Origin of the sequence: Lysinibacillus sp. KCTC 33748 (genome assembly GCF_002237755.1) — a bacterium.
In the GTDB taxonomy this organism is placed as follows: domain Bacteria; phylum Bacillota; class Bacilli; order Bacillales_A; family Planococcaceae; genus Lysinibacillus.
Genome location: NZ_MWSJ01000002.1, coordinates 86,830 through 112,979 on the forward strand (window position 1 = coordinate 86,830; position 26,150 = coordinate 112,979).

Below are 26,150 nucleotides of genomic sequence, written 5' to 3' on the forward strand. Positions count from 1 at the left end.
AGAAGTGGAAGAATGATTTATTTTGGACTATTTGTTTTAGTAGTCATCGCGTTCGGACTTTATATGTTGAAGGTTGCACATGAAAATAATGTTTTACATCATCAATTGCAATTAAAGGGTGAACAGGAAAAGATCCGATTATTTTTTATCTCGGATACCCATTTACGCAAAATTAACCGACAGATGATTGAGCAGTTAGATGGTCCATTTGATGCTGTTATTATTGGTGGAGATTTTGCAGATGGACGTACACCTATTCAACGTATTCATGACAACCTAAATTTATTAACGCCTTTAGGACCAACTTATTTTATATGGGGTAATAATGACAGAGAAGTAGGCGAAGAGCAATTTCGAAGTATTTTACAGGACCATGGTGTTCAGATTATTGCCAATGATGCTGTATTACTCCCTAAAAAAAACCGCTTTTGGCTTAATGCAATTGAAGACACGTCTATAATGAAAAGTAGGTTTGATGAAGCATTTGCAAAGGTTGAAGAGAAAGACTTAGTTGTTTTCATCGCACATAACCCTGGTGTTTTTGCAGAAGTCCGTGCAAAATTTAAAGCAGATTTAATGATGGGCGGGCATTTACACGGTGGTCAAATTAGACTTGGCCCATATGGGGTGCATCCTAAAGGCTCATATCGAGAGCGTGAAGGTGTGATGACGTTAGTAAGCAACGGCTACGGTACTACATTATTACCTTTCCGACTTGGTGCGAGACCGCAGTGTCATATTATTGACATTGAAGTTTCGGATAAATAAACAACCAAAAGTCGTTAGAAGGCGTATAATGGAAGCGATAAGGATTTATTCGGTAAAAGCCCGATTAATCAATTATGCCTCGGCATAATTGCGTCCGGAATCGGCTTTGTGCATAGGGCTGCAGATGTTTTTTGTGCGAAAGCGCAGTGCTAACGTAGCGTCAGCAACACGAGGGCCGACACGATGTCGATCATTTCGGTAATGCCACAGGACGTGGCGTTTTTACCGATGCGGGTCAGTTAGCCGTTATCGCATGGATGCGATGGTTTTAGGCTAACATCCCCTCAGAACTCCTTTCCGATTTCCGTGACATCCGCCGGAGGCTTTAGGCCAACAAATGTTTTCTGTGCGAAAGCGCAGTGCTAACGTAGCGACAGCAACAACATGAAGTTGGTCACTGGGTCATGTGTTGCTGTCGCTTCGCTTTCGTTACAAAAGATATTTGCTGAAAGAAGTTAAAAGTAAAGTATTAGTATATTGCTAATACAAAGTTGATAGGAGTGTCAAGAAATGCAGCAAGTAGATGCAATTATTGTTGGAGGAGGCCCATGTGGTTTAGCAGCAGCAATAGCCTTGCAAAATATTGGTTTAAAGCCAATTGTCATTGAAAAAGGAAATATCGTAAATGCGATTTATAATTACCCTACACATCAAACTTTTTTTAGTACGAGTGAACGACTAGCTATCGGCGATGTCCCTTTTATTATTGAAGGACGTAAACCAAAGCGAAACCAAGCACTTGTTTATTATCGAGAAGTTGTGCGTTTGAAGGATATCCAAGTAAATCGCTTCGAGAAAGTAGATAGCGTTGTGAAAAATGGAGAGATGTTTACAGTAACGACAGATAAAGAAGTTTATACAACAGCTTATGTTGTGATTGCAACAGGCTACTATGACCATCCAAATTATTTAAACATTCCAGGTGAGAAATTACCGAAAGTCTACCATTACTTTAAAGAGGGACATGAATTTTTTGATACTGATGTTCTTGTAATAGGCGGAAAAAATTCGGCAGTAGATGCAGCGCTTGAGTTGAATAAGGCAGGAGCTCGCGTTACTGTTGCCTATCGTGGTAGTGAGTATTCACCTAGCATCAAGCCATGGGTTTTACCAGAATTTGAAGGACTAGTACGAAATGATGAAGTCCAAATGCATTTCAATACAAATATACTGGAAATCCGTGAGCAGGAGGTCGTAATAGAAATTGATGGCAGCAAGAAAACTATAAAAAATGATTTTGTTTTTGCGATGACAGGCTATCATCCTGATCATTCATTTATTCGAGCAATGGGTGTCTCTATTGATGATGAAACGGGTCGTCCGTTCTTTAATCCGGAAACTATGGAAACAAATGTAGAAGGATTATTCATTGCAGGAGTTATTGCAGCTGGAAATAATGCCAATGAAATTTTTATTGAAAATGGTCGTTTCCATGGCGATTGTATTGCGAAGACAATTGTAGAAAAAGAAAAATAGCAATAGGAGCTGTATAGGCAAGTAAGCTGCTTATACAGCTTTTTTTCGGAAAGAGGAGCCGAAGTGACGGATATAGATAGAGGTGGCTCATCCAACGCTCCCTATGAAAGGCCCACCAGAAACGGAAATCAACCCCACGTTATGATGATGATAAGTAATTTCTCTAATCAAATCGAAGTTGATAAAAAAGGTGTGAAGGAATGATTGAATTATATTGGTTGATAAGTTATTTTGTAGGGAACTTTATGAGGGCCTGTTTTGTTGGAAAAGTATATGGTGTTAATTTACAGGAAGAAAGAAGTAAAAACCTAGGGGCTAGAAATGCAGGTAGTGTGATTGGAAAAGGTGCTTTTTGTTGCAGCATTACAAGCTTTTCCAAAAAGATATGGACAGTTAAAGCTTCCGGCGGATGTCACGGAATCTGAAATGAATTCTTAGGGGATGTTAGCCGTTATCGCATCCATGCGATAACGGCTAACTGACCTGCATCGGTAAAAACGCCACGTCCTGTGGCATTACCGCAATGACCGACATCGTGTCGGCCCTCGTGTTGCTGACGCTACGTTAGCACTGCGCTTTCGCACAAAAAGCATCTGCAGGCCAAAGCACAAAGTCGATTCCGGACGCAATTATGCCGAGGCATAATTGATAACATTGCAGCAGCTATCATTCATGCACTATCACGTTTCAACTATGCTCATCACTTTACAGCTTCCTAAGGATTTAGCAAATCTGCAGAGAGATTTAAATTTAAATGGTTTTTATGTTCATGCGGATAGCCAATACTTACGTCGAAGAAAAATCGTACAGCTGTCTGTTATTCAGCCGGATTTTTATAGCAATCAATCGGTTACATAATATTTTAGGTTATGATAAGCAAATTATAGATGCATAAGCCAACGTGAATATCGAATACATTAGCCTTACATGAAAAATTCTTTTAAATCAATAGGCGCTCCAACTTTATTGAGCCCAATTAATAATTTTAATCGAGCCTTTTGACCATTAATGCCGGTTGCAAATATAGCTCCTAGATCTTCGAGCATTTTGCCACCACCATCATAGCCGTAGACACCTTCTGCGATACCATTAAAACAGCGGGATACGAGTATAACTGGAATACCGCGCTCTATAAGACTTTCAATACCTTTCACTACTGATGGAGGGACGTTGCCTTGTCCAAGGCCTTCTAATACAACGCCATCATATTTACATGCTAATACTACATCAAGTAAATCAGCCTCCATGCCAGCGTACACTTTCAGCATGGCTACTCGTTTTGATAATCCATCAATATCTACATGTTGACGGCCGATAGGAGCATGATGAAATAAAATTCTTGATTTTGTAATAAGTCCGATCGGGCCATACTGAGGTGACTGGAAGGTATTTACTGAACTAGTGCTTGTTTTTGTAGTATTAACAGCAAGGTGGACTTCGTCATTCATGGCAACGAGAACACCTTTCTCGCGAGCTTCTTCATCTACAGCTACACGAACGGCTTCTACTAAATTATAAACACCATCTGCACCAAGTTCGTTTGAGGAGCGCATGGCACCTGTTAAAACAATAGGAATTGATAAATCGGTCGTTAACTCTAAAAAGTATGCTGTTTCTTCTAATGTATCAGTACCATGGGTGATGACAACGCCATCAATTTTCTCCTCTGCAACTTTTTCGATAATAAGATTACGTAATTTAAGCATTTCTTTTTGAGTAATATGTGGTGATGGGAGGTTAAATGCCTCCATTTCAATAATTGTTGCGAGCGCATCAAGTTTACTACTTTCCTTCATAAGAGGATTTTCCTTGTTAGGCATAACGGCACCTTCATCGCTCATCGCCATAGATATTGTTCCACCTGTATGAATTAATAAAATTGTTTTTTTCATAAAAAATAATATCTCCTTTTAAAAAGTTTTGTGTCATAACATGGTATAATAATAGCAGTTTATCTTCATGTAACAGATGTTTTTTGTCGGAAAATGTCACAATAGTTTTCCGCCTATGACATACGATATACTTTTTGTCTAATAACCGACAGAATAAATAAACATAGGCTATGAAATTTTACATCCTGCAAAATGCTAAAGTTAACCAACATTGTGAGGCGGACGCTTCACTTTCGTATAAAAAACATTGTTGGGAAAGTCAGAAGGATGTCACGAATTTTAAAATCTTAACATCATTATGTCAAGGTGAAATTGATTTTTGAAAGGGGCCGGCATCATGATCATCTTATTATCAGCTGCCATTGCTCCCGGTTTAGCGCTTTTTAGTTACTTTTATTTGCGCAATCAGATGGCAACGGAGCCAAGAAGAACCTTACTTCAAACGTTTTTGTATGGCGCATTTTTAACGTTCCCAATCTTGTTCTTACAATATGTACTAACAGAGGAAGGGGTCTTTCGATATCTTTATCTACAAGATGTAGTTTTTTCGAGTGTAGTTGAAGAGTTTTTTAAATGGTTTATTCTGTTAATCGCAATCTACAATCATGTAGAATTCGATGATCCTTATGATGGCATACTGTATGGTGCAAGCATATCTCTTGGTTTTGCCACGATTGAAAATGTGCTTTATTTATTTTCTTTCGGTTTAGATACTGCTTTTATGCGTGCATTATTACCTGTATCGAGTCATGCTTTGTTCGGTGTTGTAATGGGCTATTATTATGGACGTGCCAAGTTTTCAAAGTTTGCAAAGACGAAAGAAATGATTGCTATGGCGCTTTGTGCACCGGTAGTATTACACATTTTATATAATACAATTTTATCATTTAAAGGCTATTGGGTATATTTAATGATACCTTTTATGCTATTTTTGTGGTGGTTTGGGCTACGAAAAGTCAAGCTTGCTCACTATCACCTAGTACAACATTTGCATATGCACAAAAAAATATAAAGCGTAGAAATCTAAAAAAGATTTCTGCGCTTTTCTATTTTTTAAATGTATAAAAAGTGTCGTTTGTTTCAAGCTATGAAAAAAAGGAGTGATGATAGTGCGTTTAGTAAGCATAATTTTTGCTTTGATGTTGGGGATTAGTATATTCGCTATTCCGCAAAATGACGCCATTGCATTTACCGAGCAACAGATTTCTCGTGGTGCTTATGGAGATGATGTAATTGAGCTACAGGCAAGGCTACAATACTTAGGGTTTTATAAAAGTAAAATTGATGGCAAATTTGGCTATAACACATATTGGGCTTTACGAATTTTCCAAGAGAAATATGGTTTACCAGTAGATGGAATAGCCGGTGCTAAAACTAAAAAAACTTTATCAGGTTATTCAGATTACGATGAAGGATGGGTCAAAGCGCAATTAAATGCAGGAAATCAATTCACCTATTATGGTGGTACGCCACTTGAACAGCAAGTGAAAACAAACACTGGCGGCGGTGGAGGTGGCGGTAAAAGTAGTGGTAGTAGTAATAATAATGGGACTAAAACTCAACTACCTCCAAAGTATACTGACAGAGATGTACAGTTAATGGCGAATGCGGTTTATGGTGAAGCTAGGGGAGAACCTTATGAAGGTCAAGTGGCTGTAGCAGCTGTTATTTTAAATCGTTTGGAAAGTCCTGAATTCCCAAATACTATTTCAGGTATTATTTTCCAACCGCTAGCGTTTACTGCGGTGGCAGATGGACAAATTTGGCTTGAACCAAATGAACGTGCAAAAGAAGCGGTTCTTGATGCTATGAATGGATGGGATCCTTCAGAAAATGCACTTTATTATTTTAATCCGAAAACAGCTACAAGTAAGTGGATTTGGTCACGAGCTCAAATTAAACGAATTGGAGAACACATTTTCTGTTCATAAGAAAGGAGGAAAAAAATGAGAACTATGCTCGTTATACTCACTGCGGCAGTTATTGGCTTAGGGGCATATAGCATTAATATGCACGGAAAAAATGCAAGTTTACAACGTACTGTGCTAGCTCAGTACACGGATAATTTAACGGATGCATCTGAGAAATTATCGCATCTACAAAGAGCTGTTTCACAATCTCTATTGTTTCGAGATGATCAAGCGATTCACAATGAGTTAGATTCTGTTTGGCGACTAAGCTCTGACGTTCGATCTTCTATGTCGAATATTCCTATCGGGCAAGAAATGTCGAACGACTGGCTAAGTTACCTAGGGCGCCTAGGAGATGAGGCTAAGAAAACATCTAAAACAGGTGATTACCAAGCTTGGCGAGAAAAAATGCCACAAGTCTCTACAAATTTACAATCACTTTCAGATGAGTGGTCAGCTGCAACAGTAGATTTTTATAAAAATAACGGTAAAATGGATGTCTGGTTACGACAAGTAGATACGAAGAACCCTAATACAACATTTGATAATGTACAAAAGACATTAAAGGATTACGGCGAAAAAGATTTCCCACTTACATTAAGTGAATCGGATTGGCAGAAAAAAATAGAGCTTAAAGCATTACAAGACTCAGTCATTACTGAAAAAGAAGCATTGGAAAAAGTAAAACAATTATTCCCTATCATAAAAGATGCAACATTTACTGTTACAAAAAGTAGCGATACTGCACCATATCCGTTTTATCACATCCAATTCCACCAAGGCATTCGTTTAGGATATGTCGATCTAACAGAAAAGGGTGGGCATTTAATTTCCTACTTAGTGGAACGTCCGGTAGATGAAGCTAGGGTATCGCAGGATGAAATTATGAAAAAAGCTGAAGAATATGTAAAGCGACTTGGAATGAATGACGTTGCGTTTGTGGAAACTCGTGAAAATCATCAAGCATGGCATGTGACATTTGCGCGGGTTCACCCTGGTGATAATGCATTGGTTTATGCGGATGGGGTGCAATTAAAACTTGCTAAGGATACAGGCGAGTTACTTGGTGCAAATGCGATGGAATATATTCAGGAAGAGACGATTAAGCAACAAACAGCAAAACCAATTGATTGGAAAACTTTCTTTGATGCCGACGTGAAAGTAGAAGAAGTAAGAAAAATTTATACAGATAATGGTCAATTTGAACAGCGCCTTTGTTATGAGGTAATTGCGGTACGTGATAAAAATACGCAAGAAACGTTCAGAATTGTTATTGACGCAGAAAATCACAATGTTTTGAAAGTGGAATATTTAACGTAACATAAGAAAAAACTACCAGTTTTTATATAGCCAGAATGGGCATCTCATGCGATAATAAAGTATATTTGTGTTCGAGGAGATGCTCATGGAAATAAAAATTGGTACTCAATTAGAACTTGAACCAACTTATACAGAGAGTGTTGAAAAATTTCGCTGTAAAGTTGTAGAACAAACTGAAAATATTATTTACATCGATTATCCAATAAATGTTGCCACAAACAAAACAGCTTTTTTAATAGATGGATCTGAGTTTAGAGCAACTTTTCGCACGGATGATAAGCAATCATTTGCTTTTAGTACTGAAGTGGTTGGGCGTAAAGCTGGTAACATTCCTATGATTATGTTGCATTGTCCAATGGAAGATGACTTTATTAAAATTCAGCGTCGTGAATATGTACGTGTGGAAACGCCTGTAGATATAGCGATACAGTTTCAAGATGCCAAATATCAGCTAGTAACAACGGATATTAGCGCAGGTGGTCTGGCAGTTCTCTTGAAAGGGGCAATTAAATTTCAAGCTGGTGATGATGTTCAGTTAACAATCGTTTTACCATATGCCAACGGAGATGTTAAATACGTGATTACGAATGCGACGGTTGTTCGTATATTCGAAAAAGATGCCCAAAAAATGGCCACTATACAACTATCAGATACTGATGATGTAGACCAACAGCATATTGTTCGTTTCTGCTTTGAACGTCAGTTAGTGAATCGTCGTAAAGAAATAAATCCTTTTGATGATTGATTTTTTCGCTTATTAATTGATCAGTGAGATGAATGCAGATTTAAGTTGCTTTTCAGCGGATGTCCAAAAACCCGCTGAAATAGAGGAACTCGGTCTAAGAACGCCACGTCCTGTGGCATTTTTACCGAAATGACCGATATCAGTCGTCCCTCGTGCAGGACAAATCACAAAGTAGATTCTGGACGCAATTATGCCGAGGAATAATTGATAGGAAGTTTACACACCTTCAACTCGAGTAGTAATTAGATTTTAGAAAGCCCTCTCCTTGAAGAGGGCTTTTTTATGATACAATATGGTGTGATAGAAAGTAGGGGGAAATATGAAGAAAAACATTCAAATTGCGATTGACGGACCTGCTGGCGCTGGGAAAAGCACAATCGCAAAAATCGTTGCAGAGGCACTTAAATTTACTTATATCGATACAGGTGCTATGTATCGTGCTGTCACGTATAAAGCAATGCAACAAAACATACATTTAGATGATGAAACAAAATTAGCAGAAATGCTTGCATCTAGCACAATTGACTTAAAGCCTTCTTCTCAAGGACAATTAGTCTTTTTAGATGGAAAGAATGTTTCTGCTGAAATTCGATCAAATGAGGTAACTTCATCTGTTTCACAAGTAGCAGCTCATGCTAAAATACGCGAACTATTAGTAAAGCAGCAACAAAAGCTTGCAGCTAATGGCGGTGTAGTGATGGATGGGCGCGATATTGCTACACATGTATTAAAAAATGCAGAACTAAAAATATTTATGTCTGCAACTGTAGAAGAGAGAGCAAGACGTCGTTTTATTGACAATCAAAAGCGAGGAATTGAATCTACCGTTGAAAAGCTTCAAGAAGAAATTGCCCTGCGCGATAAAATGGATAGCGAGCGTGAAGCATCACCACTAATTCAAGCAGAAGATGCCATATTTTTAGACACGACAGCATTGTCAATTGATGATGCAGCACAGGCCATTTTAAAATTAGCGCAAGAAAAAATGCTGTAAATCCAAAAATTTCAGACATTTTTTGAATTTAAAGGATTTATTTTTGTCTTTGTCTTCAATATCGAATAAAATAGTAAGGGAAGATGCGAAGGAGGGTTACATATGTCTGAAGAAATGAACAATGTAGAACAAACGTTTAACGAAGGTGATATCGTCAAGGGTATTGCTGAGCAGGTTGATGAAAAAGCGGTAACTGTTTCAATCCCAGGTGCACCATTTGACGGTATTGTACCGATAAGTGAGTTATCAAGCTTACACATTGAAAAAGCGTCTGACGCCATCTCTGTCGGAGATGAGTTGGAATTGATGATTACAAAAGTTGAAGAAGAAAACTATGTATTATCAAAACGTAAAGTAGATGCTTTAAAAGCATGGGATACACTCGAGCAAAAATTCAACGCTGAGGAAATTTTCGAAGCGGAAGTAAAAGATATTGTTAAGGGTGGTCTTGTCGTAGATTTAGGAGTACGTGGCTTCGTTCCAGCATCCCTAGTAGAAGACTACTTTGTTGATGATTTTGAAGACTATAAAGGTAAGTCTCTTAACTTTAAAATTGTTGAGCTTGATAAAGAAAAAAATCGCTTGATTTTATCACATCGTGCTGTAGTGGAAGCTGAAAAAGCTTCTCAAAAGAAAGATGTTATTAACCAAATTAAAACTGGCGATGTTTTAGACGGTAAAGTACAGCGTATTGCATCATTTGGTGCCTTTATTGACCTTGGTGGTATTGATGGCCTTGTGCATATTTCACAAGTGTCTCATGAGCATGTGAGTGATGTGAGTGAGGTTTTATCAGAAGGACAAGAGGTGAAGGTGAAAGTCCTTTCTGTAGACCCAGCAAATGAGCGTATTTCGTTATCTATTAAAGAAACGATTCCTGGTCCTTGGTCGAACATTGAAGAGCGTGCAGCTAAAGGTACAGTGTTAGATGGAAAAGTAAAACGTCTTACTTCTTTCGGAGCATTTGTGGAAGTTTTCCCAGGTGTAGAAGGTTTAGTGCATATTTCGCAAATCGCGCATAAGCACATTAATACGCCTCATGAAGCTTTAAAAGAAGGACAAGAGGTACAGGTGAAAGTGCTTGACGTAAATGCTGAAGATGGCCGCTTAGCATTAAGCATTAAAGATTTACTTGAAAATCCTGAGGCAGAGGAAGTAATCGACTATGAATTACCAGAAGAAAACACAGGTTTCTCTTTCGGTGATGTCATTGGCGATAAGCTGAAAAACTTTAAATAAACATGACAAGCGAGGATACAGTTTGTGTCCTCGCTTTTTTATGGAGGAAATGGCTAGAAAAGCCAAAGCGACGGAAAGAACAATCAAAGTAAAACGGATACAATAAATCAGACTCGAAGATAATTACATCACATCGAACATTCAAATAGCTCAGCCGAAATGATATAAAAATTTCTAAATAGACGGAAAGAACGGTACATAGCGCGCACATTCATGGATATGATATGATATAATGGCATTTTTCGTGTATAATAGCGAAAGACAAGAAGTTGGAAGGATGAAGTACAGATGACGAAACCAGTAGTAGCCATCGTAGGTCGTCCGAACGTAGGTAAGTCGACGATTTTTAATCGTATCGTTGGAGAACGTGTTTCGATTGTGGAAGATATTCCAGGCGTTACACGCGACCGTATTTATAGTTCGGCAGAGTGGTTAACACATGACTTTAATATTATTGATACAGGTGGTATTGAGATTGGGGACGAGCCGTTTTTAGAACAAATTCGTCAACAAGCGGAAATCGCCATTGATGAAGCGGACGTTATTATCTTTATGACGAATGGTCGTGAAGGTGTAACAGCTGCTGATGAGCAAGTAGCTAAAATTTTATACAAAACAAAAAAACCGGTCGTTTTAGCAGTTAATAAAATTGATAACCCGGACATGCGCGAAATGATTTATGATTTCTATGCGCTTGGCTTTGGTGAGCCTTGGCCAATTTCTGGTTCTCACGGCTTAGGCTTAGGGGATTTATTGGACGAATGTGCTAATCATTTCCCTAATGAAGATGAAGAGCAATATGGAGACGAGGTTATTAAATTCTCGTTAATTGGTCGTCCAAATGTGGGGAAATCTTCATTAGTAAATGCATTTTTAGGCCAAGATCGCGTTATTGTGAGTAATATCGCGGGGACTACTCGAGATGCTATTGACACGCCGTATGAGTATGATGATCAGGAATATGTCATTATTGATACGGCAGGTATGCGAAAAAAAGGGAAAGTATACGAAACGACAGAGAAATACTCTGTATTGCGTGCGTTACGAGCAATTGAACGCTCTGATGTTGTTTTAGTCGTTCTAAATGTGGAAGAAGGTATTCAAGAACAAGATAAAAAAATTGCAGGCTACGCGCATGAAGCAGGAAAAGCTGTTGTCATCGTAGTTAATAAATGGGATGCTATTGAAAAAGACGAAAAAACAATGAACGTCTTTACACAACAAATTCGTGAGCATTTCTTATTCTTAGACTATGCACCGATTATTTTTGTATCGGCTAATACAAAGCAGCGTGTACATCAAATTTTACCGATTATACAACGTGTAAGTGAAAACCACGCAATGCGAATTCAATCATCTATCCTTAATGAGGTGATTGAGGATTCTGTAGCACGTAACCCTGCACCAACTGATAAAGGCCGCCGTCTTCGCATCTACTATGCTACCCAAGTTGCGATCCAGCCCCCGACGTTTGTGGTGTTTGTTAATGAACCAGAGCTAATGCATTTCTCTTATGAACGATTTTTAGAAAACCGTATCCGAGAAACATTTGATTTTGAAGGAACGCCAATTCGATTAATTACCCGTGCACGTGCTTAGGAAAAATATACACATACAATACGCCAGCCCGACAATATTGTTGGGTGGCGTCTTTTTACAAGAGAGGAAAGTATAATTTTCTCTAGCATTTTTCGTAACTAATAAGAGTGAATTGTCTTTTCTTAACAAGGGAGGATTTTGAATGGAAAAAGTTTGTGTGTTAGGGGCAGGCTCGTGGGGGACAGCACTTGCGATGGTACTTGCAGAAAATGGGCATGATACACTTCTTTGGACTCATCGAACAGATCAAGCTGAAGAAATTAACAACCTGCATACTAATAGAAAGTATTTGCCTGAAACTGTACTGCCGACAAATTTGTATGCGACAAGTGATATTGCTAAGGCAGTTGACCATTCGGAAACAATTATCGTAGCAGTGCCAACTAAGGCTATTCGAGAAGTATGTGAAAAAATGTGCGTAACACTCGATAAAAAAATACTGTTTGTGCATGTATCGAAGGGAATTGAACCCGATACATTAAAACGAATTTCGGAAATTTTAGAAGAAAGTCTACCTGCAAAATTTGTAGAAGAAGTTGTTGTACTTTCGGGTCCAAGTCATGCAGAGGAAGTTGTCTTACACCACCCGACAACGGTCACAGCAGCTTGTGCAAACATTGAAGCCGCAGAAAAAGTGCAAGATTTATTTATGAATCAATATTTCCGTGTCTACACAAGCAAAGATGTGATTGGCGTAGAAATAGGTGGCGCATTAAAAAACGTAATAGCATTAGCGGCAGGTATTTCAGACGGCTTAAATTATGGTGATAATGCCAAAGCGGCACTTATTACTCGAGGTTTAGCTGAAATTTCACGTCTTGGTGTTGAAATGGGAGGGAATCCATTCACATTTTCAGGACTTTCAGGCATGGGGGACTTAATTGTAACATGTACAAGTGTACACTCTCGTAATTGGCGCGCAGGTAATTTATTGGGGCAAGGAATGAAACTACCAGAGGTACTCGATCAAATGGGCATGGTTGTTGAGGGAGTACGCACAACAAAAGCGGCCTATCAGCTAGCAGAGAAATATAACGTTGCTATGCCGATCACAGCGGAGCTTTATAGTGTTCTATTTAATACTATCGAACCTAAAATAGCGGTTGATACATTAATGATGCGTATGAAAAAGCGAGAAATCGATGACATGATATACTAAATTAATGAAAATGGATAAATAAGGTTAATCGACATACCTAATCTATTTGATTAGTTATGTCATAAAATGGACATAAATAAGGTGTCTCAGAGAATATCTGAGACGCCTTATTGTGTGCTTTTAATTAATTATTTAATAAAGGTTGTCCATTTAACTTCTAGAAAAAGTCTCCTACCTCTATAGGCGGTGGTATGATGCGGTCTTTAAGCTGCTTTTCAGCGGGTATCCAAACACCCGCTGACATAAAGGAACTCAGTCTAAGAAACGCCACGTCCTGTGGCAATGACTGAGTGTCCAACATCATGTTGTTGCTGACGCTTCGCTTTCGCACAGGCAAAAACCTTTGCTGACGCTTGTTAGCACTGCGCTTTCGCACAGAAAACATTTGTTGGCCCAAAGCCGATTACGGACACAATTATGCCGAGGTATAATTGATTGATAGTTATTGGACAACTATTTCTTTTTAGTGAAAGCACATAGTATAATATATTTTGATTGTTTCGTGACGTTGTAGAAAGGTGGTTGTTTTAAATGGGTCCGTTAGCACATTTACCTGCGCTTGATGTAATGTGGGTATCGTTTTATTGTATTGGCTTTTTGATTATATCTATAGGTTTAATTTATCTCGGTCGTAATAAGATTTCGAACGTTTTTTTACGTACAATCGTAAATTTAATTGCATACATACTGTTTGGACTTGGCACATTTTTAATGGTTCTAATTGTAGCCACATGGCCAGCATAAAAATGATGAGGTGGAAGTGACATGAAAAAACTAAGTGCTTTTCTTTTGGTAATTGTAACCGCTGTACTTCTAGTAGGTTGTGCATATCCAGAAGACGAGAAAAGGGCAAAAGTAGTGCCGGATGCTGATAATTTAGCTGCGGTTCAGCGTGCGGTTGATGAATATCGTGAAGCAACTGGTGGACTAGTTCCAATTAAAAATAGCGAATTAGATACAGATATATATATAAAATATTTAATTGATTTTGAAAAACTAATGCCTAAATATCTTGCGCAAATTCCTGGGAACGCCTATGAAAAGGGTGGGATTTTCCAGTATATTATTTGGGATCCTGAGAATGAAGCTAAAGTAAAATTGGTAGATTTAAATGCCGCAGAGCGAATTCGTGAAATTAATATTCGCAAACTTTCAACCGAATATTTACCAATAAAGGGTGTAGATTCTGATAATGTATTTAAAATTAACTTTGAAAAATTGGGCTATAAAACAGAAGTAACTGTGAAGAGCCCCTATTCTGGTACCGAATTACCAATATTTATGACAGGCGATGGCGAAATGCATGTCGACTATTCAGTTGATTTAGGGCAACTACTAAAAGAAGATAAGCCTGATGTAAAACCTGGAGATGATATTCGTCAGCTACTTATCGATAAATATCCAGTAGTGCCAGCTTATTCTTTACCATATACAGTAGATGAAAAAGGTGAGCCGATTTATTATATGGACGCCTATAATAGTGACGCAAAAAAAGCTAGAGAAAAATTAATTCAAGAGTATGAATCCAAAAATAAAAAAGATTAGTCAATAAGCTCCTTACATTTGTGAGGGGCTTTTCATATTTATCTAACCGCTCGCATATAGTGAAAAAGCGTAGATAAAGGAGGCAGAAACCTTGAGTGAAGCAGTATTTAGAGAAATTGCAGAGCGCACAAATGGCGATGTTTATATTGGTGTTGTCGGTCCAGTACGTGTAGGTAAATCAACATTTGTAAAAAAGGTTATGGAATCGGTCGTGTTACCAAATATTGTGGATGATACAGAAAGAATGCGAGCACAAGACGAGTTGCCACAAAGCTCGCCGGGGCCAGTCATTATGACTGCTGAGCCGAAGTTTGTGCCTGCCCAAGCAACACGTATTGCGGTCGGTGAAGATGAAATGACATTCCAAATTCGTTTAGCAGATTGCGTTGGTTATGTCATTGACGGTACAAAGGGCTATGAGGATGAAAATGGTCCGAAATTTGTGCATACACCTTGGCATACAGAGCCTATCCCTTTCCAAGAAGCGGCGAAAATAGGTACGGATAAAGTAATTCGTGACCATGCCAATATTGGAATTGTTGTAACAACAGATGGCACGGTCAATGGTATAAGTCGTCGTGCGGCAGAGAAGGCTGAAGAGGAAATCGTAGAGCAATTAATGGATATTGGAAAACCTTTTGTTATTGTATTAAATTGCCAAATGCCGGCGCGGGAGGAAACGGTGCAGCTCCGAAATGAGTTATTTGAGCGCTATAATGTTCCAGTAATTGCTATTTCGATTGATCAAATGCGCGCATCTGATATTCAGTATATTTTGCAAGAAGCATTATTTGAATTTCCAATTCGAACAATTGAGGTGGAAAAACCAGATTGGTTAGATGTTTTAGATGCAACACACCCATTAAATGTTGCACTAATCGATTCGATGGAAGAAGTGCTGTCATCTATTATGAAAATTAGAGACGTGCAGCAGGCGTCAGATGCTTTTAAAGCTATTGATTTTATTGATCAAAGTGAAGTGGTACATGTGGATGCTGGTATTGGAACTGCAGTCATTCGAGTATCATTACAAGGCGAGCTATATAAGTCGGTGTGTAATGAATGGCTAGATGAACCAATTGAGACGAAGCGTGATTGGCTACTCTTTATTAAAGAGGCGGCAGAAGCAAAAGAGGCACAAAAACGCTTTAAAACTGCTATTAGTCAAGCAGATTCGACTGGTTATGGTGTAACATTGCCGATGATGCAGGAGTTTGAGCCAACAGCTCCAGAACTCATTAAACAAAATAATTTTTATGGTGTGCGTATGAAGGCAAAAGCGCCATCATATCATATTATTCGTGTAGATATGGAATCCGAATTCGCGCCACTAATAGGCTCAGAATTCCATAGTCAACAATTGCTTAAGGATTTAAATCATGCTTATTTACATGATCGTGAAGCTTTATGGAACACGCAGCTTTTTGGAACTCCATTACATGAAGTGTTAAAAGAAGGAATACGCTATAAAATGGATGCAGTTCCAAATACAGCTAAAAAACGGATGCGACAAACAATTGAACGTATGGTGAACGAAGGCGATAGAGGATTAGTTACATTTATTTTGTAGTGATAAAAAGAAAAATAAAGCGCAAAAAAATACTACAGGTCTTTTCGTTTTTATGCGAAAAGTCCTGTTATTTTTGTTTTTTGGGTGAAAAACTAATTTTTTGGTTATAATCATGAATGAATACAGTTGCGTAGCGGTTTTCTATGTGTTAATCTTTTTACAGAATTGGTTCATGACCCTTTGAGAGGAGGTGAATGGTGTGAATAAAACAGAATTAGTAAACTCTGTTGCTGAAGCTGCAGGTCTTTCTAAAAAAGACGCTTCTAAAGCAGTTGAAGCTGTATTTGATACAATTCAAGATGCTCTTGCAAAGGGTGACAAAGTACAATTAATTGGTTTTGGTAACTTTGAAGTACGTGAACGTGCGGCTCGTAAAGGTCGTAACCCACAAACTGGTAAAGAAATCGAAATCGCTGCTAGCAAAGTACCTGCTTTCAAACCAGGTAAAGCGCTTAAAGATGCTGTAAAATAATACACGTCTAGTAGTTACATAGAGCAGTCTTCATGTATACGAACATGGAGGCTGCTCTTTTTAACTTATTTCAGCGAGTGTTGCATAGTTAACTGTACATAGAAAGATGACATAAACGTCAGTGTAAGCAATATAGATTTCCTATGCACAATTTAGGTATATCGATGAAAGTCGAGATTTATTTTTGAAACTTGTAGATATATTTAGTTGGTTGGGGTGGAGATAGGGCATCTCCATTAGAGGGTCACCGTCACTGGAACGCTAGCGAGTAGGGGACGAATGCTAAAATCATCATATTTGTCATGACCTTTCGCAGAATAAAACTGTCACCACGACTCCTCAAGAAAGAAGCGCCCTGTTGGGATGGTCAGCCTGACGTCCTTGTGATGAGCTAAAATTTACAAAATATACTACTGATTAGTAAGTGTGAAGTAGCGATTTTGCTTATATAGTGTTGAATTTCTTTTGAATCAAGTAAGTCATTTTGCGCTTACCTTTTGGATATGCTACGATGCATAAGGAAATGTGTAATGTATTGATACGCAGGAGGGTTTTTACGGATGTCGAATGTTGATTTATTGAAAATAGAAGAAGCAGTAAAAATGATATTAGAGGCGGTAGGCGAAGATGTAAATCGTGAAGGTTTACTCGATACACCAAAACGTGTAGCAAAAATGTATGCAGAAATGTTTAGTGGCTTACATGAAGACGCAAAAGATTATTTTAAAACAGTGTTTCATGAAGACCATGAGGAATTAGTACTTGTAAAGGACATTCCATTTTATTCGATGTGTGAGCATCATCTAGTACCTTTTTACGGAAAAGCGCATGTCGCATACATACCAAACGATGGCATTGTTGCTGGACTAAGTAAATTAGGACGCGCAGTAGAAACTATTGCTCGTCGTCCGCAATTACAAGAACGTATTACCTCTTCAGTAGCAGAGACAATTATGGAAATGCTCTCTCCGAAAGGTGTTTATGTAGTGATTGAGGCGGAGCATATGTGCATGACGATGCGAGGGCTTAAGAAGCCGGGGTCTAAAACTGTGACATCGGTTGCACGTGGTATTTACGAAGAAGATGAAGTAAAACGTAGAGAAGTTTTATCATTTATTCAAATGTCTTAATATGCATGTCTAATTATGTTATGATGGACTAAGAATTTGTCGGATTTAAGGAGTGTAAAGACAATGTCACAAGATTATATTGTTATTCAAGCAGAGGAAGATGGCGTGCATGTAATCGGTTTAACGCGAGGTACAGATACAAAGTTCCATCATTCTGAAAAATTAGATGCAGGCGAAGTTATGATTGCTCAATTTACTGAACATACATCTGCAGTGAAAATTCGTGGAAAAGCACAGATTCATACAGCTCATGGTGTTATAAATAGCGAATCGAAAAAGTAATGAAGAACAATGATAGGCAAAAGTGCTTTAAAAATGGTTTTGTGTTGATGGCAAATTAGTGATGCACATATAAATCGACTAAATGTGTAAAACTGTTTTTAACTTCTTTCAGCAGATGTTTTTTGTAGCGAAAGCAAAGCGTCAGCTTCAAATGTCTTTTGGAGAAAGTGCAACGGCAGGTACAGAAACGTTAAAGCTTCCGGCGGATGCCATGGAATCGGAATGGAGTTCAATACAGGCTGTTAGCCCTAAGGTCATCGTATTCATGTGATAACGGCTAACTGGCCTGCATCGGTAAAAAACCACGCCCTGTGGTATTACCGAAATGATCGACATCGTGTTGGACCTCGTGCAGGACTAAGTACAAAGCCGATTCTGGAATCAATTATGCCGAGGCATATTTGATTGGGAAGCTCTACTGCCTATCATGTTGAATAAAGCAAAAAATTTTTATTCCGAATCGTCGCGTGTGCTATAATGACTCAGTAAGCAAGCGTTAGATCCATGAAGTGGCTAACGTATTTGAAAGTGAAATGGAGTAAGGTCTATGAATGCAACATACATTCAAAATTCAATTGCACAATTAAAAACAGAGATTTTCATGGATGTTCGTCATAGAACTTTGCAAAAATACACAGGAGTGCCTGTGCTCGATGAAAATCAATTATTTTACTTGTTAGTTCCCTTTTTGAATGGTGAAGAGTGGCAACAAGAGGAAAGAGAAGCTGCAATCACGGTTGGGATTGTATACGCAGCTTTAGCGGCGCACGATCATATTAAAGAATTAGATGCCACATCAAAAGAACAGCAGCTAACCGTTTTAGCTGGGGACTTTTATAGTGGTCGTTATTATGAGATTTTAGCGAAGTCGGGAAATGTCGCATTGATTAGAAATTTGTCGCAAGGGATTGTGCAACGTTGTGAACACCAAATTAAAGTATATGAGGCAGAAAAACGAACACTCGAACAATGGTATACCTCAATTACTAACATTGAATCGGGATTAATCTCAAAATTTTTTGAGCTATATTCGTTTAGTAACTATATTCCAATTGTGGAGAAGAGCTTATTAATCTTGCGTTTAGAAAGAGAATGGGCGACATATCAACGTAGACAAGTAACGATAATGAGTAGGGTTCTTGAAGAAAGTGCGAGATATGCTGGAGTGACCTATGGCAACGTTATACAGGACAAAATTGTGCAATTAAAAACAGAGCTGTTACAGGTGATAGACGAGGCATCATTTTTACAAGTTGATGTGAAACAAGCTCTACAAGCGCATGTAGAGGCATCCATTGCTTCTACTAATGGATAAGAGAGGTTTTTCGAAATGGCTAAAACGAAAGAAGAGCACGTGCACGAAGTATTTGAAAGTATTTCGCAAAGCTATGACAAAATGAATGGTGTTATTAGCTTCCAGATGCATGTTGGCTGGCGCAATGATACGATGAAGCGTATGGCAGTAAAACCTGGAGCGAAAGCACTGGATGTTTGCTGTGGTACGGCAGATTGGACAATTGCCTTAGCTGAAGCAGTTGGTGAAAGCGGAGAAGTAAAAGGGGTAGACTTCAGTAAAAACATGCTGAAGGTTGGCGAACAAAAAGTAAAGCCATACCCACAAATTGAACTAATACATGGAAATGCTATGGAATTACCTTTCCCAGACAATACATTTGATTATGTAACAATTGGTTTTGGTCTTCGCAATGTACCAGATTATTTACAAGTTTTAAAAGAAATGAATCGTGTTGTAAAACCTGGGGGAATGGTTGTTTGTTTAGAAACATCTCAATCTGAAATTCCCGGCTATCGACAATTATTCCGTTTTTATTTTAAATATATAATGCCGGTATTTGGTAAAATATTTGCGAAAAGCTTTAAAGAATATTCTTGGTTACAGGAATCAGCAAATGATTTCCCAGGTATGAAGAAGTTAGCGGCAATGTTTGAACAGGCAGGTTTAGAAAAAGTAACGTACAAAGCATACAGTGGCGGTGCTGCGGCAATGCATATAGGCTTAAAAAAGGTACGTTAATGGGGGAAGGTTTTCACAAGTGGAAAAGATGAAGTTAAAACTACTCTATTCCGATTTGAAATCAGATATCGAAATCATTGAAAAAGAATTAGAAAGAGCAGTGAACTCTTCTTCAGGTTTAATCAATGATGCTTCTCTCCATTTATTGCAAGCTGGTGGTAAACGGATACGACCAATTTTTGTGTTGCTTGGCGCGAAATTTGGCGACTATAATATCGAAAAGATGAAGGATGTAGCCGTGCCAGTAGAGCTTATTCATATGGCATCACTTGTGCATGATGATGTAATTGATGATTCCAATATGCGAAGAGGACGCCCGACTGTCAAATCACAATGGAATAATAGAGTTGCAATGTACACGGGCGATTTTATTTTTGCGCGTGCACTTGAATATATTACAAAGCTTGAAGACCCATTAGTTCATCAAATTTTAGCACGTACGATGGTGGAAATTTGTAACGGTGAAGTCATTCAAATCGAAGATAAATTTAGACTAGATCAAGGCTTAAAGGATTATTTTAGACGAATCAAACGCAAGACGGCATTACTAATTTCTTCTAGTTGTGAACTTGGTGCAGTAGCAGCAGGTGTCGATCCCAAAACAGTGAGACATTTGAAACGCTTCGGCTATTTTGTAGGCATGAGCTTCCAAATTATCGATGATGTTTTAGACATAATGGCAACAGATAAAGAATTAGGGAAGCCAGCCGGTAGTGATTTATTGCAGGGGAATATTACATTACCGATTCTACTGTTAAAAGATGATCCTGGAATGCAACCTTATTTGGTAAAAGTGTTTGCAGGTACTTTGACAGAGGTAGAACGTCAAAATATGTTGCGCTATGTGCGTAAATCCGACGCGATTGAGCAAGCTAATATAATGAGTGATAAATATTTGAAAAAGGCATTACAGGAAATAGATGCATTACCAAAACATCCCGTCAAGAAAAAATTACGTGATGTTGCTTTATTTATGGGTAAGCGTAAATTCTAGCTTTTTGTTGTACAAAGCCCGATTTTTTGTTAATATTTATCGGTAGGTGTAAAACCTGTTATACGAATTTAAGGAGTGTTTTAAACATGGCAATCGAACAAACTTTTTTAATGGTTAAGCCTGATGGCGTAGAACGTCAAGTAGTAGGAGATATCGTAGATCGTTTTGAGCGTCGCGGTTTTGTATTGAAAGGTGCTAAATTAATGGTAATTCCTACAGAATTAGCAGAAAAGCACTACGCTGAGCATGCTGAGCGTCCATTCTTTGGTGAATTAGTTGATTTCATCACTTCTGGTCCTGTTTTCGCTATGGTATGGGAAGGCGAAAACGTAATTAAGCTTGCTCGTACAATGATGGGAGCAACTAAACCTGAAGAATCTAACCCAGGTACAATCCGTGGTGACTACGCAACAACTGTTTCTCACAACATCATCCACGGTTCTGACTCACTTGCTTCTGCTGAGCGTGAAATCGCTTTATTCTTCGGTGAAGATTTAGTTTAATTTCTTTCAGCGTTTATCTCTGACTTAGTGAGATGACAATTATGCTAAGGCATAGTTGAATTTGCAAATAGATTAAGCAATCTCAATTCAATTTGAGATTGCTTTTTTTATTGCTCTGAAAATGGAGTGCGGTTACTCAATAAATAGAAGCCTATAACAAAAATAGACATATAAAATCAGTGGCGGAAATTTTCTAGATACATATAGAATTGTTAAATACTTCTTAGTCATGTAAAATAAAAGATGTAATATTCTGATAATTATAGTTTTTGAATAGCTTAATAATCAAGAATATATTTCATAGCATCTAAATACATTGGATGATAGGAAATGAGAGAATTGACAGCGCAAAGGGGTTTTTTTATGAGAGAAGTGGTAATTGTATCAGCTGTTCGTACAGCAGTTGGCAGAAGTAAAGGGGCATTAAGCAATGTTCGAGCAGATGACTTAGCGGCAGATGTACTGCAAGAAGTGGTACAACGAGCAGGTATCAATAAGGATCAGGTGGAGGATGTTATTTTTGGCTGTGTGACGCAAACTGCTGAACAGGGAGCAAATATAGCCCGTACGGCCCTATTAATGGCAGGTTTTCCGGAGAGTGTCCCAGGTGTGACAATTGATCGTCAATGTGGATCAAGTCAGCAGGCTGTTCATTTCGCAGCACAGGCTATTTTAGCAGGCGATATGGACATTGTTATTGCTGGTGGAGTTGAAAGCATGACGAGGGTGTCAATGGGTTCTAACATGAAGGGGGCTCACGCGGGTAAACGATTACAAGACAATTATACAATTATTCATCAAGGGTTATCAGCCGAAAAAATAGCGGAAAAATGGAACTTGTCGAAGGAACTGCTCAATAACTTTGCTTACAATAGTCATAGACGAGCATTAGGTGCAATTGAAGCAGGCCATTTTAAAAAGGAAATACTGCCTGTCCAAGTTACGCAAGAAGACAGCACAGTGACAACGTTTTCTGTTGATGAGGGACCACGGCCAGAAACGACAGTTGATAAATTAAATGGACTAAAAACCGTTTTCCAGGAAGATGGTGTGATAACAGCCGGTAATGCAAGTCAAATGAGTGATGGTGCCTCAGCTGTAGTTATTATGTCTTTAGAAAAGGCGCAAGAGCTTGGCATCCGACCGCTTGCTAAAATTGTTACAAGAGTTGTTGTTGGCTCAGATCCGACGTTAATGCTAACTGGTCCAATTGAGGCAACTAGACAAGCGCTAGAACGTTCAGGTCTTACGATCGAGGAAATTGACACGTATGAAGTAAATGAAGCTTTTGCGCCAGTACCACTTGTTTGGCTGCATGAAATTGGAGCAGATCCAAATAAATTAAATCCAGATGGTGGAGCAATTGCTTTAGGGCATCCACTAGGAGCGACGGGCACAAAACTGTTAACAACGATGCTATACAGAATGGAACGAGAAAATTTACATTATGGCTTACTCGCAATTTGTGAAGGCATGGGAATGGCGAACGCTACTATCATTGAAAAAATGTAAAAGGGGTTGTGTTTGATGAATGAAGTAAAAGCAGTTGTAACAGGGGGAGCATCTGGTTTAGGAGAGGCGACTGTTCGTAGAATTGTTGCTAACGGTGGCAAAGCAGTTATTTTTGATCTTAATGACGATCGAGGGCATGCACTAGTAGAGGAGTTAGGGGAGAATGTCCAATATGTACGCGTTGATGTGACAAAAGAAGCTGATGTAGCGGCAGGGCTTGAGCAGGCAGTAGCAACATTGGGCTCCATTAATGTCACAGTGAATTGTGCCGGAATTGCCGATGCAAGTAAAGTACTTTCAAAACGTGGTGTACATGCTCTTGGTTTATTTGAAAAGGTGATTTCTGTCAATTTAATTGGTACGTTCAATGTAATTCGTCTAGCAGCCGAGAAGATGCAACTGAATGAGCAAAACGAGGATGGTCAGCGTGGCGTTATTATTAATACCGCATCTGTTGCGGCTTTTGATGGGCAAATAGGACAAGCAGCATATAGTGCCTCAAAGGGTGGTGTGGCAGCGATGACGTTGCCGATTGCTCGAGAGCTTGCTGAAATCGGTGTACGTGTCATGACGATTGCTCCAGGATTAATAGAAACACCAATGTTTGCGTCGTTGCCAGAGCCAGCAAGAACAGCACTTGCTCAAATGACGCCTTTCCCTAAACGACTTGGAAAACCAACAGAATATGCGTTGCTGGTCGAAAGTATTATCCAAAATGGTTTGTTAAATGGTGAAGTCATCCGCTTGGACGGCGCGATTCGTTTGCAGCCAAGGTAATGGTATCTCGAAGGTGCTTGCCTCAAATTCAATAAGCTAGACTGTTCATAGAGTGAAGGGTATGAGCAAAAGCTCCTGTAATTACGCATTTGTGAACCTCATAAGTGAAAAGGAGCTTGTCTGCGATTAGTGAGGGGGAAATTAACTTATTTTATATGGTTCATCAACAAAAATTGTGATGACTTTTGTTAAAACGTCTACTATGTAAATAAGTTGATTGGAGTGGAGGCTGGGCGACTCCTTGGGGATTAGCGATAGGGGAACGAAGGCTAAGAGCATCACATCCTGTGATAACGCCTTCGTGACCGACGTCGTGTTGGCCCGAGACCCTGGAGCGAGCAGAGCGAGTGAAGCGGCTCATCGGACGTCCCCCAGGAAAGCGCCCCGCCGGAACGGAAATCAACCACACGATATGGTAATGATCCTTTTATATGTAATTATTGGTAGTAGCAGAAGCCTTGGACGATTCAAAAATTATATAAACAAAGGGGAGCGTTGTTATGCATATGATGGATACACCTTTATTATTAACAAGTTTTTTGGATCGAGCAGAACGATTTTTCCATGCGAAAAAAATATATTCGCGGACAAGCACTACAACAATTCATGAGTTTACTTATAAAGAATATGTAAAACGAACTCGTAAACTAGCAGATGCCCTTACAAAGCTGGGAATGGAAAGAGGGATGAAGGTAGGTACCTTCGCTTGGAATCACCACCGCCATTTAGAAGCATATTTTGCAGTGCCATGCGCAGGAGCTGTATTGCATATGATTAATATTCGATTAGCGCCTGAGCATATTGCTTATGTTATTAATCACGCAGAAGATGAAATATTACTAATTGATGATAACTTAGTTCCACTTATTGCACCAATTGTCTCACAGCTTAAAACAGTCAAGCACTTTGTCGTAATGGGAGATGATATCGTGCTAGAAAATATCCCACTACCGAATGCTCTGTCTTATGAGGCATTAGTCGATGAGGCGAATGAAGACTTTAAATTCCTAGATGATTTAGATGAAAATACACCTGCTGGTATGTGTTATACAAGCGCAACTACAGGAATGCCAAAGGGTGTTGTGTATACTCATCGTAGTATTGTCCTCCATACTATGGCAGCAGGACTTTCTGATAGTATAGCTATCAGCGAGACAGACGTTGTATTACCTGTTGTACCAATGTTCCATGCGAATGCGTGGGGATTTCCGTTTGCTGGTGTATTATTTGGAGCCACACAGGTGCTCCCTGGGCCAATGTTTACACCACAGCTATTACTTGATTTATTTGAAACATATAAGGTAACGCTGACTGCAGGAGTACCTACGATTTGGCTTGGGCTATTACAGGAGCAACGTAAAAATCCTCGTGATTTGTCTTCAATACGGTTGATTGTTTGTGGTGGTTCAGCGTCGCCGAACGGTCTAGTTCGTGGTTTTGAGGAGGAGCTTAAAATTCCTTATATGACGGGCTACGGTATGACCGAGACATCGCCGCTTGTTAGTATATCGACGTATTTAACTCATATGCAAGATTATACGTTGGATGAAAAAATAGATGTTCGCACTACGCAGGGAATAACAGTGCCACTCATTGAAACACGTGTAGTCAATGAAAACGGTGAAGTACCCTGGGATGGAAAAACAATGGGTGAATTGACAATTAGGGGTCCATGGATTGCTGCTGAGTATTATAACGATGAACGAACAAATGAAGCCTTTAAAGATGGTTGGCTTTACACGGGTGATATTGCGGTAGTGACAGTGGATGGTTATATTAAAATTACAGATCGTACGAAAGATTTAATAAAAAGTGGTGGCGAATGGATTTCTTCGGTAGACCTAGAAAATGCCTTGATGTCACATCCTAAAGTGTTGGAGGCAGCTGTTATAGCTATTCCTCACGAAAAATGGATAGAACGACCTCTAGCGTGTGTTGTACCGAAGCCTGAATGTAAAGATTCTATTACGAAATCAGAGCTACTAGAAGATTTACAATCGCAATTCCATAAAACATGGATTCCTGATGATGTTGTATTTTTAAATGAGATACCTAAAACTTCTGTAGGGAAGTTCATGAAGGTAAAATTGCGAGAAGATTTAAAGGATTATCGTGTAGAGGTTTAGGAGCCTAAAAAAATGAAGGTGGTGACTGACTACCTTCATTTTTTTATTTGAAATATAGGAACATCTCCATAGCGTAGGGTGTGGAAAAAGTATTGGGAATCA

Annotated in this window: 27 protein-coding genes; 26 read left to right on the forward strand and 1 reads right to left on the reverse strand. The window is 38.9% G+C overall.

Translation table 11 applies throughout. The features are described 5' to 3' along the window. The first annotated feature begins 12 nt into the window (after nucleotides 1-12). From B1B04_RS03185 to B1B04_RS25275, 4 genes are all read left to right on the forward strand, one after another. Nucleotides 13-768 carry a metallophosphoesterase gene (locus tag B1B04_RS03185; protein WP_079559891.1) on the forward strand — a complete coding sequence of 252 codons (756 nt, stop codon included), beginning with the start codon at nucleotides 13-15 and terminating at the stop codon, nucleotides 766-768. Nucleotides 769-1,278: 510 nt separating this feature from the next. Continuing rightward, nucleotides 1,279-2,244 carry a YpdA family putative bacillithiol disulfide reductase gene (locus B1B04_RS03190; RefSeq protein WP_079559892.1) on the forward strand — a complete coding sequence of 322 codons (966 nt, stop codon included), beginning with the start codon at nucleotides 1,279-1,281 and terminating at the stop codon, nucleotides 2,242-2,244. A 200-nt stretch (nucleotides 2,245-2,444) separates the two neighbouring features. Further along, on the forward strand, nucleotides 2,445-2,669 hold the full coding sequence (locus B1B04_RS03195) for a glycerol-3-phosphate acyltransferase (RefSeq protein ID WP_079559893.1): 225 nt from the start codon (nucleotides 2,445-2,447) through the stop codon (nucleotides 2,667-2,669). A 220-nt stretch (nucleotides 2,670-2,889) separates the two neighbouring features. Then, nucleotides 2,890-3,102, forward strand: coding sequence for a hypothetical protein (locus B1B04_RS25275; protein ID WP_139376937.1), 213 nt, complete (start codon nucleotides 2,890-2,892; stop codon nucleotides 3,100-3,102). Between the two features lie 65 nt (nucleotides 3,103-3,167). On the opposite strand, the gene B1B04_RS03200 is transcribed toward B1B04_RS25275, so the two are convergent. Then, nucleotides 3,168-4,136 carry an asparaginase gene (locus B1B04_RS03200; RefSeq protein ID WP_079559894.1) on the reverse strand — a complete coding sequence of 323 codons (969 nt, stop codon included), beginning with the start codon at nucleotides 4,134-4,136 and terminating at the stop codon, nucleotides 3,168-3,170. Between the two features lie 337 nt (nucleotides 4,137-4,473). On the opposite strand from B1B04_RS03200, the gene prsW reads away from it, so the two are divergent. The 22 genes from prsW to B1B04_RS03310 all read left to right on the forward strand — a co-directional run bounded on the left by prsW (nucleotide 4,474) and on the right by B1B04_RS03310 (nucleotide 26,048). After that, nucleotides 4,474-5,148: a glutamic-type intramembrane protease PrsW gene (gene prsW, locus B1B04_RS03205; RefSeq protein ID WP_079559895.1), complete on the forward strand. Its 675-nt coding sequence runs from the start codon at nucleotides 4,474-4,476 to the stop codon at nucleotides 5,146-5,148. A 97-nt stretch (nucleotides 5,149-5,245) separates the two neighbouring features. Beyond that, a complete protein-coding gene (sleB, locus tag B1B04_RS03210; protein WP_079559896.1) occupies nucleotides 5,246-6,067 on the forward strand; it encodes a spore cortex-lytic enzyme in 822 nt (273 codons plus the stop codon). Between the two features lie 15 nt (nucleotides 6,068-6,082). Then, nucleotides 6,083-7,366: a PepSY1/2 domain-containing protein gene (locus B1B04_RS03215; protein ID WP_079559897.1), complete on the forward strand. Its 1,284-nt coding sequence runs from the start codon at nucleotides 6,083-6,085 to the stop codon at nucleotides 7,364-7,366. 85 nt (nucleotides 7,367-7,451) lie between these two features. Then, nucleotides 7,452-8,111 (forward strand): flagellar brake protein, encoded by a 660-nt coding sequence (locus tag B1B04_RS03220; RefSeq protein ID WP_079559898.1) that lies wholly within the window; start codon nucleotides 7,452-7,454, stop codon nucleotides 8,109-8,111. Between the two features lie 319 nt (nucleotides 8,112-8,430). Further along, nucleotides 8,431-9,105, forward strand: coding sequence for a (d)CMP kinase (cmk, locus tag B1B04_RS03225; RefSeq protein ID WP_079559899.1), 675 nt, complete (start codon nucleotides 8,431-8,433; stop codon nucleotides 9,103-9,105). 102 nt (nucleotides 9,106-9,207) lie between these two features. After that, nucleotides 9,208-10,344 (forward strand): 30S ribosomal protein S1, encoded by a 1,137-nt coding sequence (gene rpsA / locus B1B04_RS03230; RefSeq protein ID WP_079559900.1) that lies wholly within the window; start codon nucleotides 9,208-9,210, stop codon nucleotides 10,342-10,344. Between the two features lie 288 nt (nucleotides 10,345-10,632). After that, nucleotides 10,633-11,943, forward strand: coding sequence for a ribosome biogenesis GTPase Der (der, locus tag B1B04_RS03235; RefSeq protein WP_079559901.1), 1,311 nt, complete (start codon nucleotides 10,633-10,635; stop codon nucleotides 11,941-11,943). A 142-nt stretch (nucleotides 11,944-12,085) separates the two neighbouring features. Next, a complete protein-coding gene (locus B1B04_RS03240; RefSeq protein WP_079559902.1) occupies nucleotides 12,086-13,102 on the forward strand; it encodes an NAD(P)H-dependent glycerol-3-phosphate dehydrogenase in 1,017 nt (338 codons plus the stop codon). 531 nt (nucleotides 13,103-13,633) lie between these two features. Beyond that, complete coding sequence (locus tag B1B04_RS03245) at nucleotides 13,634-13,846, forward strand: DUF2768 domain-containing protein (RefSeq protein ID WP_079559903.1); 213 nt, start codon at nucleotides 13,634-13,636, stop codon at nucleotides 13,844-13,846. A gap of 21 nt (nucleotides 13,847-13,867) precedes the next feature. Further along, entirely contained in the window at nucleotides 13,868-14,647 is a 780-nt protein-coding gene (locus B1B04_RS03250) for a hypothetical protein (protein ID WP_079559904.1), read from the forward strand. A gap of 91 nt (nucleotides 14,648-14,738) precedes the next feature. After that, nucleotides 14,739-16,217 (forward strand): stage IV sporulation protein A, encoded by a 1,479-nt coding sequence (gene spoIVA / locus B1B04_RS03255; protein WP_079559905.1) that lies wholly within the window; start codon nucleotides 14,739-14,741, stop codon nucleotides 16,215-16,217. A 199-nt stretch (nucleotides 16,218-16,416) separates the two neighbouring features. Continuing rightward, complete coding sequence (locus B1B04_RS03260; RefSeq protein ID WP_004232618.1) at nucleotides 16,417-16,689, forward strand: HU family DNA-binding protein; 273 nt, start codon at nucleotides 16,417-16,419, stop codon at nucleotides 16,687-16,689. A gap of 560 nt (nucleotides 16,690-17,249) precedes the next feature. Next, the gene (gene folE / locus B1B04_RS03265; RefSeq protein WP_079559906.1) at nucleotides 17,250-17,819 is read left to right on the forward strand and encodes a GTP cyclohydrolase I FolE; all 570 of its coding nucleotides are present in this window, start codon (nucleotides 17,250-17,252) and stop codon (nucleotides 17,817-17,819) included. A 63-nt stretch (nucleotides 17,820-17,882) separates the two neighbouring features. Continuing rightward, complete coding sequence (gene mtrB / locus B1B04_RS03270; protein ID WP_079559907.1) at nucleotides 17,883-18,101, forward strand: trp RNA-binding attenuation protein MtrB; 219 nt, start codon at nucleotides 17,883-17,885, stop codon at nucleotides 18,099-18,101. A gap of 82 nt (nucleotides 18,102-18,183) precedes the next feature. Continuing rightward, nucleotides 18,184-18,372, forward strand: coding sequence for a hypothetical protein (locus B1B04_RS03275; protein WP_079559908.1), 189 nt, complete (start codon nucleotides 18,184-18,186; stop codon nucleotides 18,370-18,372). Between the two features lie 276 nt (nucleotides 18,373-18,648). Further along, on the forward strand, nucleotides 18,649-19,416 hold the full coding sequence (locus B1B04_RS03280; protein ID WP_079559909.1) for a heptaprenyl diphosphate synthase component 1: 768 nt from the start codon (nucleotides 18,649-18,651) through the stop codon (nucleotides 19,414-19,416). A gap of 15 nt (nucleotides 19,417-19,431) precedes the next feature. Next, nucleotides 19,432-20,136: a demethylmenaquinone methyltransferase gene (locus B1B04_RS03285; protein ID WP_079559910.1), complete on the forward strand. Its 705-nt coding sequence runs from the start codon at nucleotides 19,432-19,434 to the stop codon at nucleotides 20,134-20,136. Nucleotides 20,137-20,155: 19 nt separating this feature from the next. After that, on the forward strand, nucleotides 20,156-21,130 hold the full coding sequence (hepT, locus tag B1B04_RS03290; protein WP_079559911.1) for a heptaprenyl diphosphate synthase component II: 975 nt from the start codon (nucleotides 20,156-20,158) through the stop codon (nucleotides 21,128-21,130). An 86-nt stretch (nucleotides 21,131-21,216) separates the two neighbouring features. Beyond that, the gene (gene ndk, locus B1B04_RS03295; protein WP_079559912.1) at nucleotides 21,217-21,633 is read left to right on the forward strand and encodes a nucleoside-diphosphate kinase; all 417 of its coding nucleotides are present in this window, start codon (nucleotides 21,217-21,219) and stop codon (nucleotides 21,631-21,633) included. A gap of 363 nt (nucleotides 21,634-21,996) precedes the next feature. Further along, the gene (locus B1B04_RS03300; RefSeq protein WP_079559913.1) at nucleotides 21,997-23,145 is read left to right on the forward strand and encodes a thiolase family protein; all 1,149 of its coding nucleotides are present in this window, start codon (nucleotides 21,997-21,999) and stop codon (nucleotides 23,143-23,145) included. A gap of 15 nt (nucleotides 23,146-23,160) precedes the next feature. Further along, nucleotides 23,161-23,922: a 3-hydroxyacyl-CoA dehydrogenase gene (locus B1B04_RS03305; protein WP_079559914.1), complete on the forward strand. Its 762-nt coding sequence runs from the start codon at nucleotides 23,161-23,163 to the stop codon at nucleotides 23,920-23,922. A 500-nt stretch (nucleotides 23,923-24,422) separates the two neighbouring features. Then, on the forward strand, nucleotides 24,423-26,048 hold the full coding sequence (locus B1B04_RS03310) for a long-chain fatty acid--CoA ligase (RefSeq protein WP_079559915.1): 1,626 nt from the start codon (nucleotides 24,423-24,425) through the stop codon (nucleotides 26,046-26,048). Nucleotides 26,049-26,150: the final 102 nt, after the last annotated feature.

Coding starts and splice junctions, on each gene's coding strand:
- prsW (WP_079559895.1), top strand. CDS start 4,474: ATGATCATCTTATTATCAGCTGCCATTGCTCCCGGTTTAGCGCTTTTT.
- B1B04_RS03215 (WP_079559897.1), top strand. CDS start 6,083: ATGAGAACTATGCTCGTTATACTCACTGCGGCAGTTATTGGCTTAGGG.
- B1B04_RS03190 (WP_079559892.1), top strand. CDS start 1,279: ATGCAGCAAGTAGATGCAATTATTGTTGGAGGAGGCCCATGTGGTTTA.
- B1B04_RS03220 (WP_079559898.1), top strand. CDS start 7,452: ATGGAAATAAAAATTGGTACTCAATTAGAACTTGAACCAACTTATACA.
- B1B04_RS03275 (WP_079559908.1), top strand. CDS start 18,184: ATGTGTAAAACTGTTTTTAACTTCTTTCAGCAGATGTTTTTTGTAGCG.
- B1B04_RS03285 (WP_079559910.1), top strand. CDS start 19,432: ATGGCTAAAACGAAAGAAGAGCACGTGCACGAAGTATTTGAAAGTATT.
- der (WP_079559901.1), top strand. CDS start 10,633: ATGACGAAACCAGTAGTAGCCATCGTAGGTCGTCCGAACGTAGGTAAG.
- B1B04_RS03185 (WP_079559891.1), top strand. CDS start 13: ATGATTTATTTTGGACTATTTGTTTTAGTAGTCATCGCGTTCGGACTT.
- B1B04_RS03245 (WP_079559903.1), top strand. CDS start 13,634: ATGGGTCCGTTAGCACATTTACCTGCGCTTGATGTAATGTGGGTATCG.
- B1B04_RS03280 (WP_079559909.1), top strand. CDS start 18,649: ATGAATGCAACATACATTCAAAATTCAATTGCACAATTAAAAACAGAG.
- ndk (WP_079559912.1), top strand. CDS start 21,217: ATGGCAATCGAACAAACTTTTTTAATGGTTAAGCCTGATGGCGTAGAA.
- B1B04_RS03200 (WP_079559894.1), bottom strand. CDS start 4,136: ATGAAAAAAACAATTTTATTAATTCATACAGGTGGAACAATATCTATG.
- B1B04_RS03250 (WP_079559904.1), top strand. CDS start 13,868: ATGAAAAAACTAAGTGCTTTTCTTTTGGTAATTGTAACCGCTGTACTT.
- cmk (WP_079559899.1), top strand. CDS start 8,431: ATGAAGAAAAACATTCAAATTGCGATTGACGGACCTGCTGGCGCTGGG.
- B1B04_RS03305 (WP_079559914.1), top strand. CDS start 23,161: ATGAATGAAGTAAAAGCAGTTGTAACAGGGGGAGCATCTGGTTTAGGA.
- mtrB (WP_079559907.1), top strand. CDS start 17,883: ATGTCACAAGATTATATTGTTATTCAAGCAGAGGAAGATGGCGTGCAT.
- B1B04_RS03300 (WP_079559913.1), top strand. CDS start 21,997: ATGAGAGAAGTGGTAATTGTATCAGCTGTTCGTACAGCAGTTGGCAGA.
- B1B04_RS03195 (WP_079559893.1), top strand. CDS start 2,445: ATGATTGAATTATATTGGTTGATAAGTTATTTTGTAGGGAACTTTATG.
- folE (WP_079559906.1), top strand. CDS start 17,250: ATGTCGAATGTTGATTTATTGAAAATAGAAGAAGCAGTAAAAATGATA.
- B1B04_RS03240 (WP_079559902.1), top strand. CDS start 12,086: ATGGAAAAAGTTTGTGTGTTAGGGGCAGGCTCGTGGGGGACAGCACTT.
- B1B04_RS03310 (WP_079559915.1), top strand. CDS start 24,423: ATGCATATGATGGATACACCTTTATTATTAACAAGTTTTTTGGATCGA.
- rpsA (WP_079559900.1), top strand. CDS start 9,208: ATGTCTGAAGAAATGAACAATGTAGAACAAACGTTTAACGAAGGTGAT.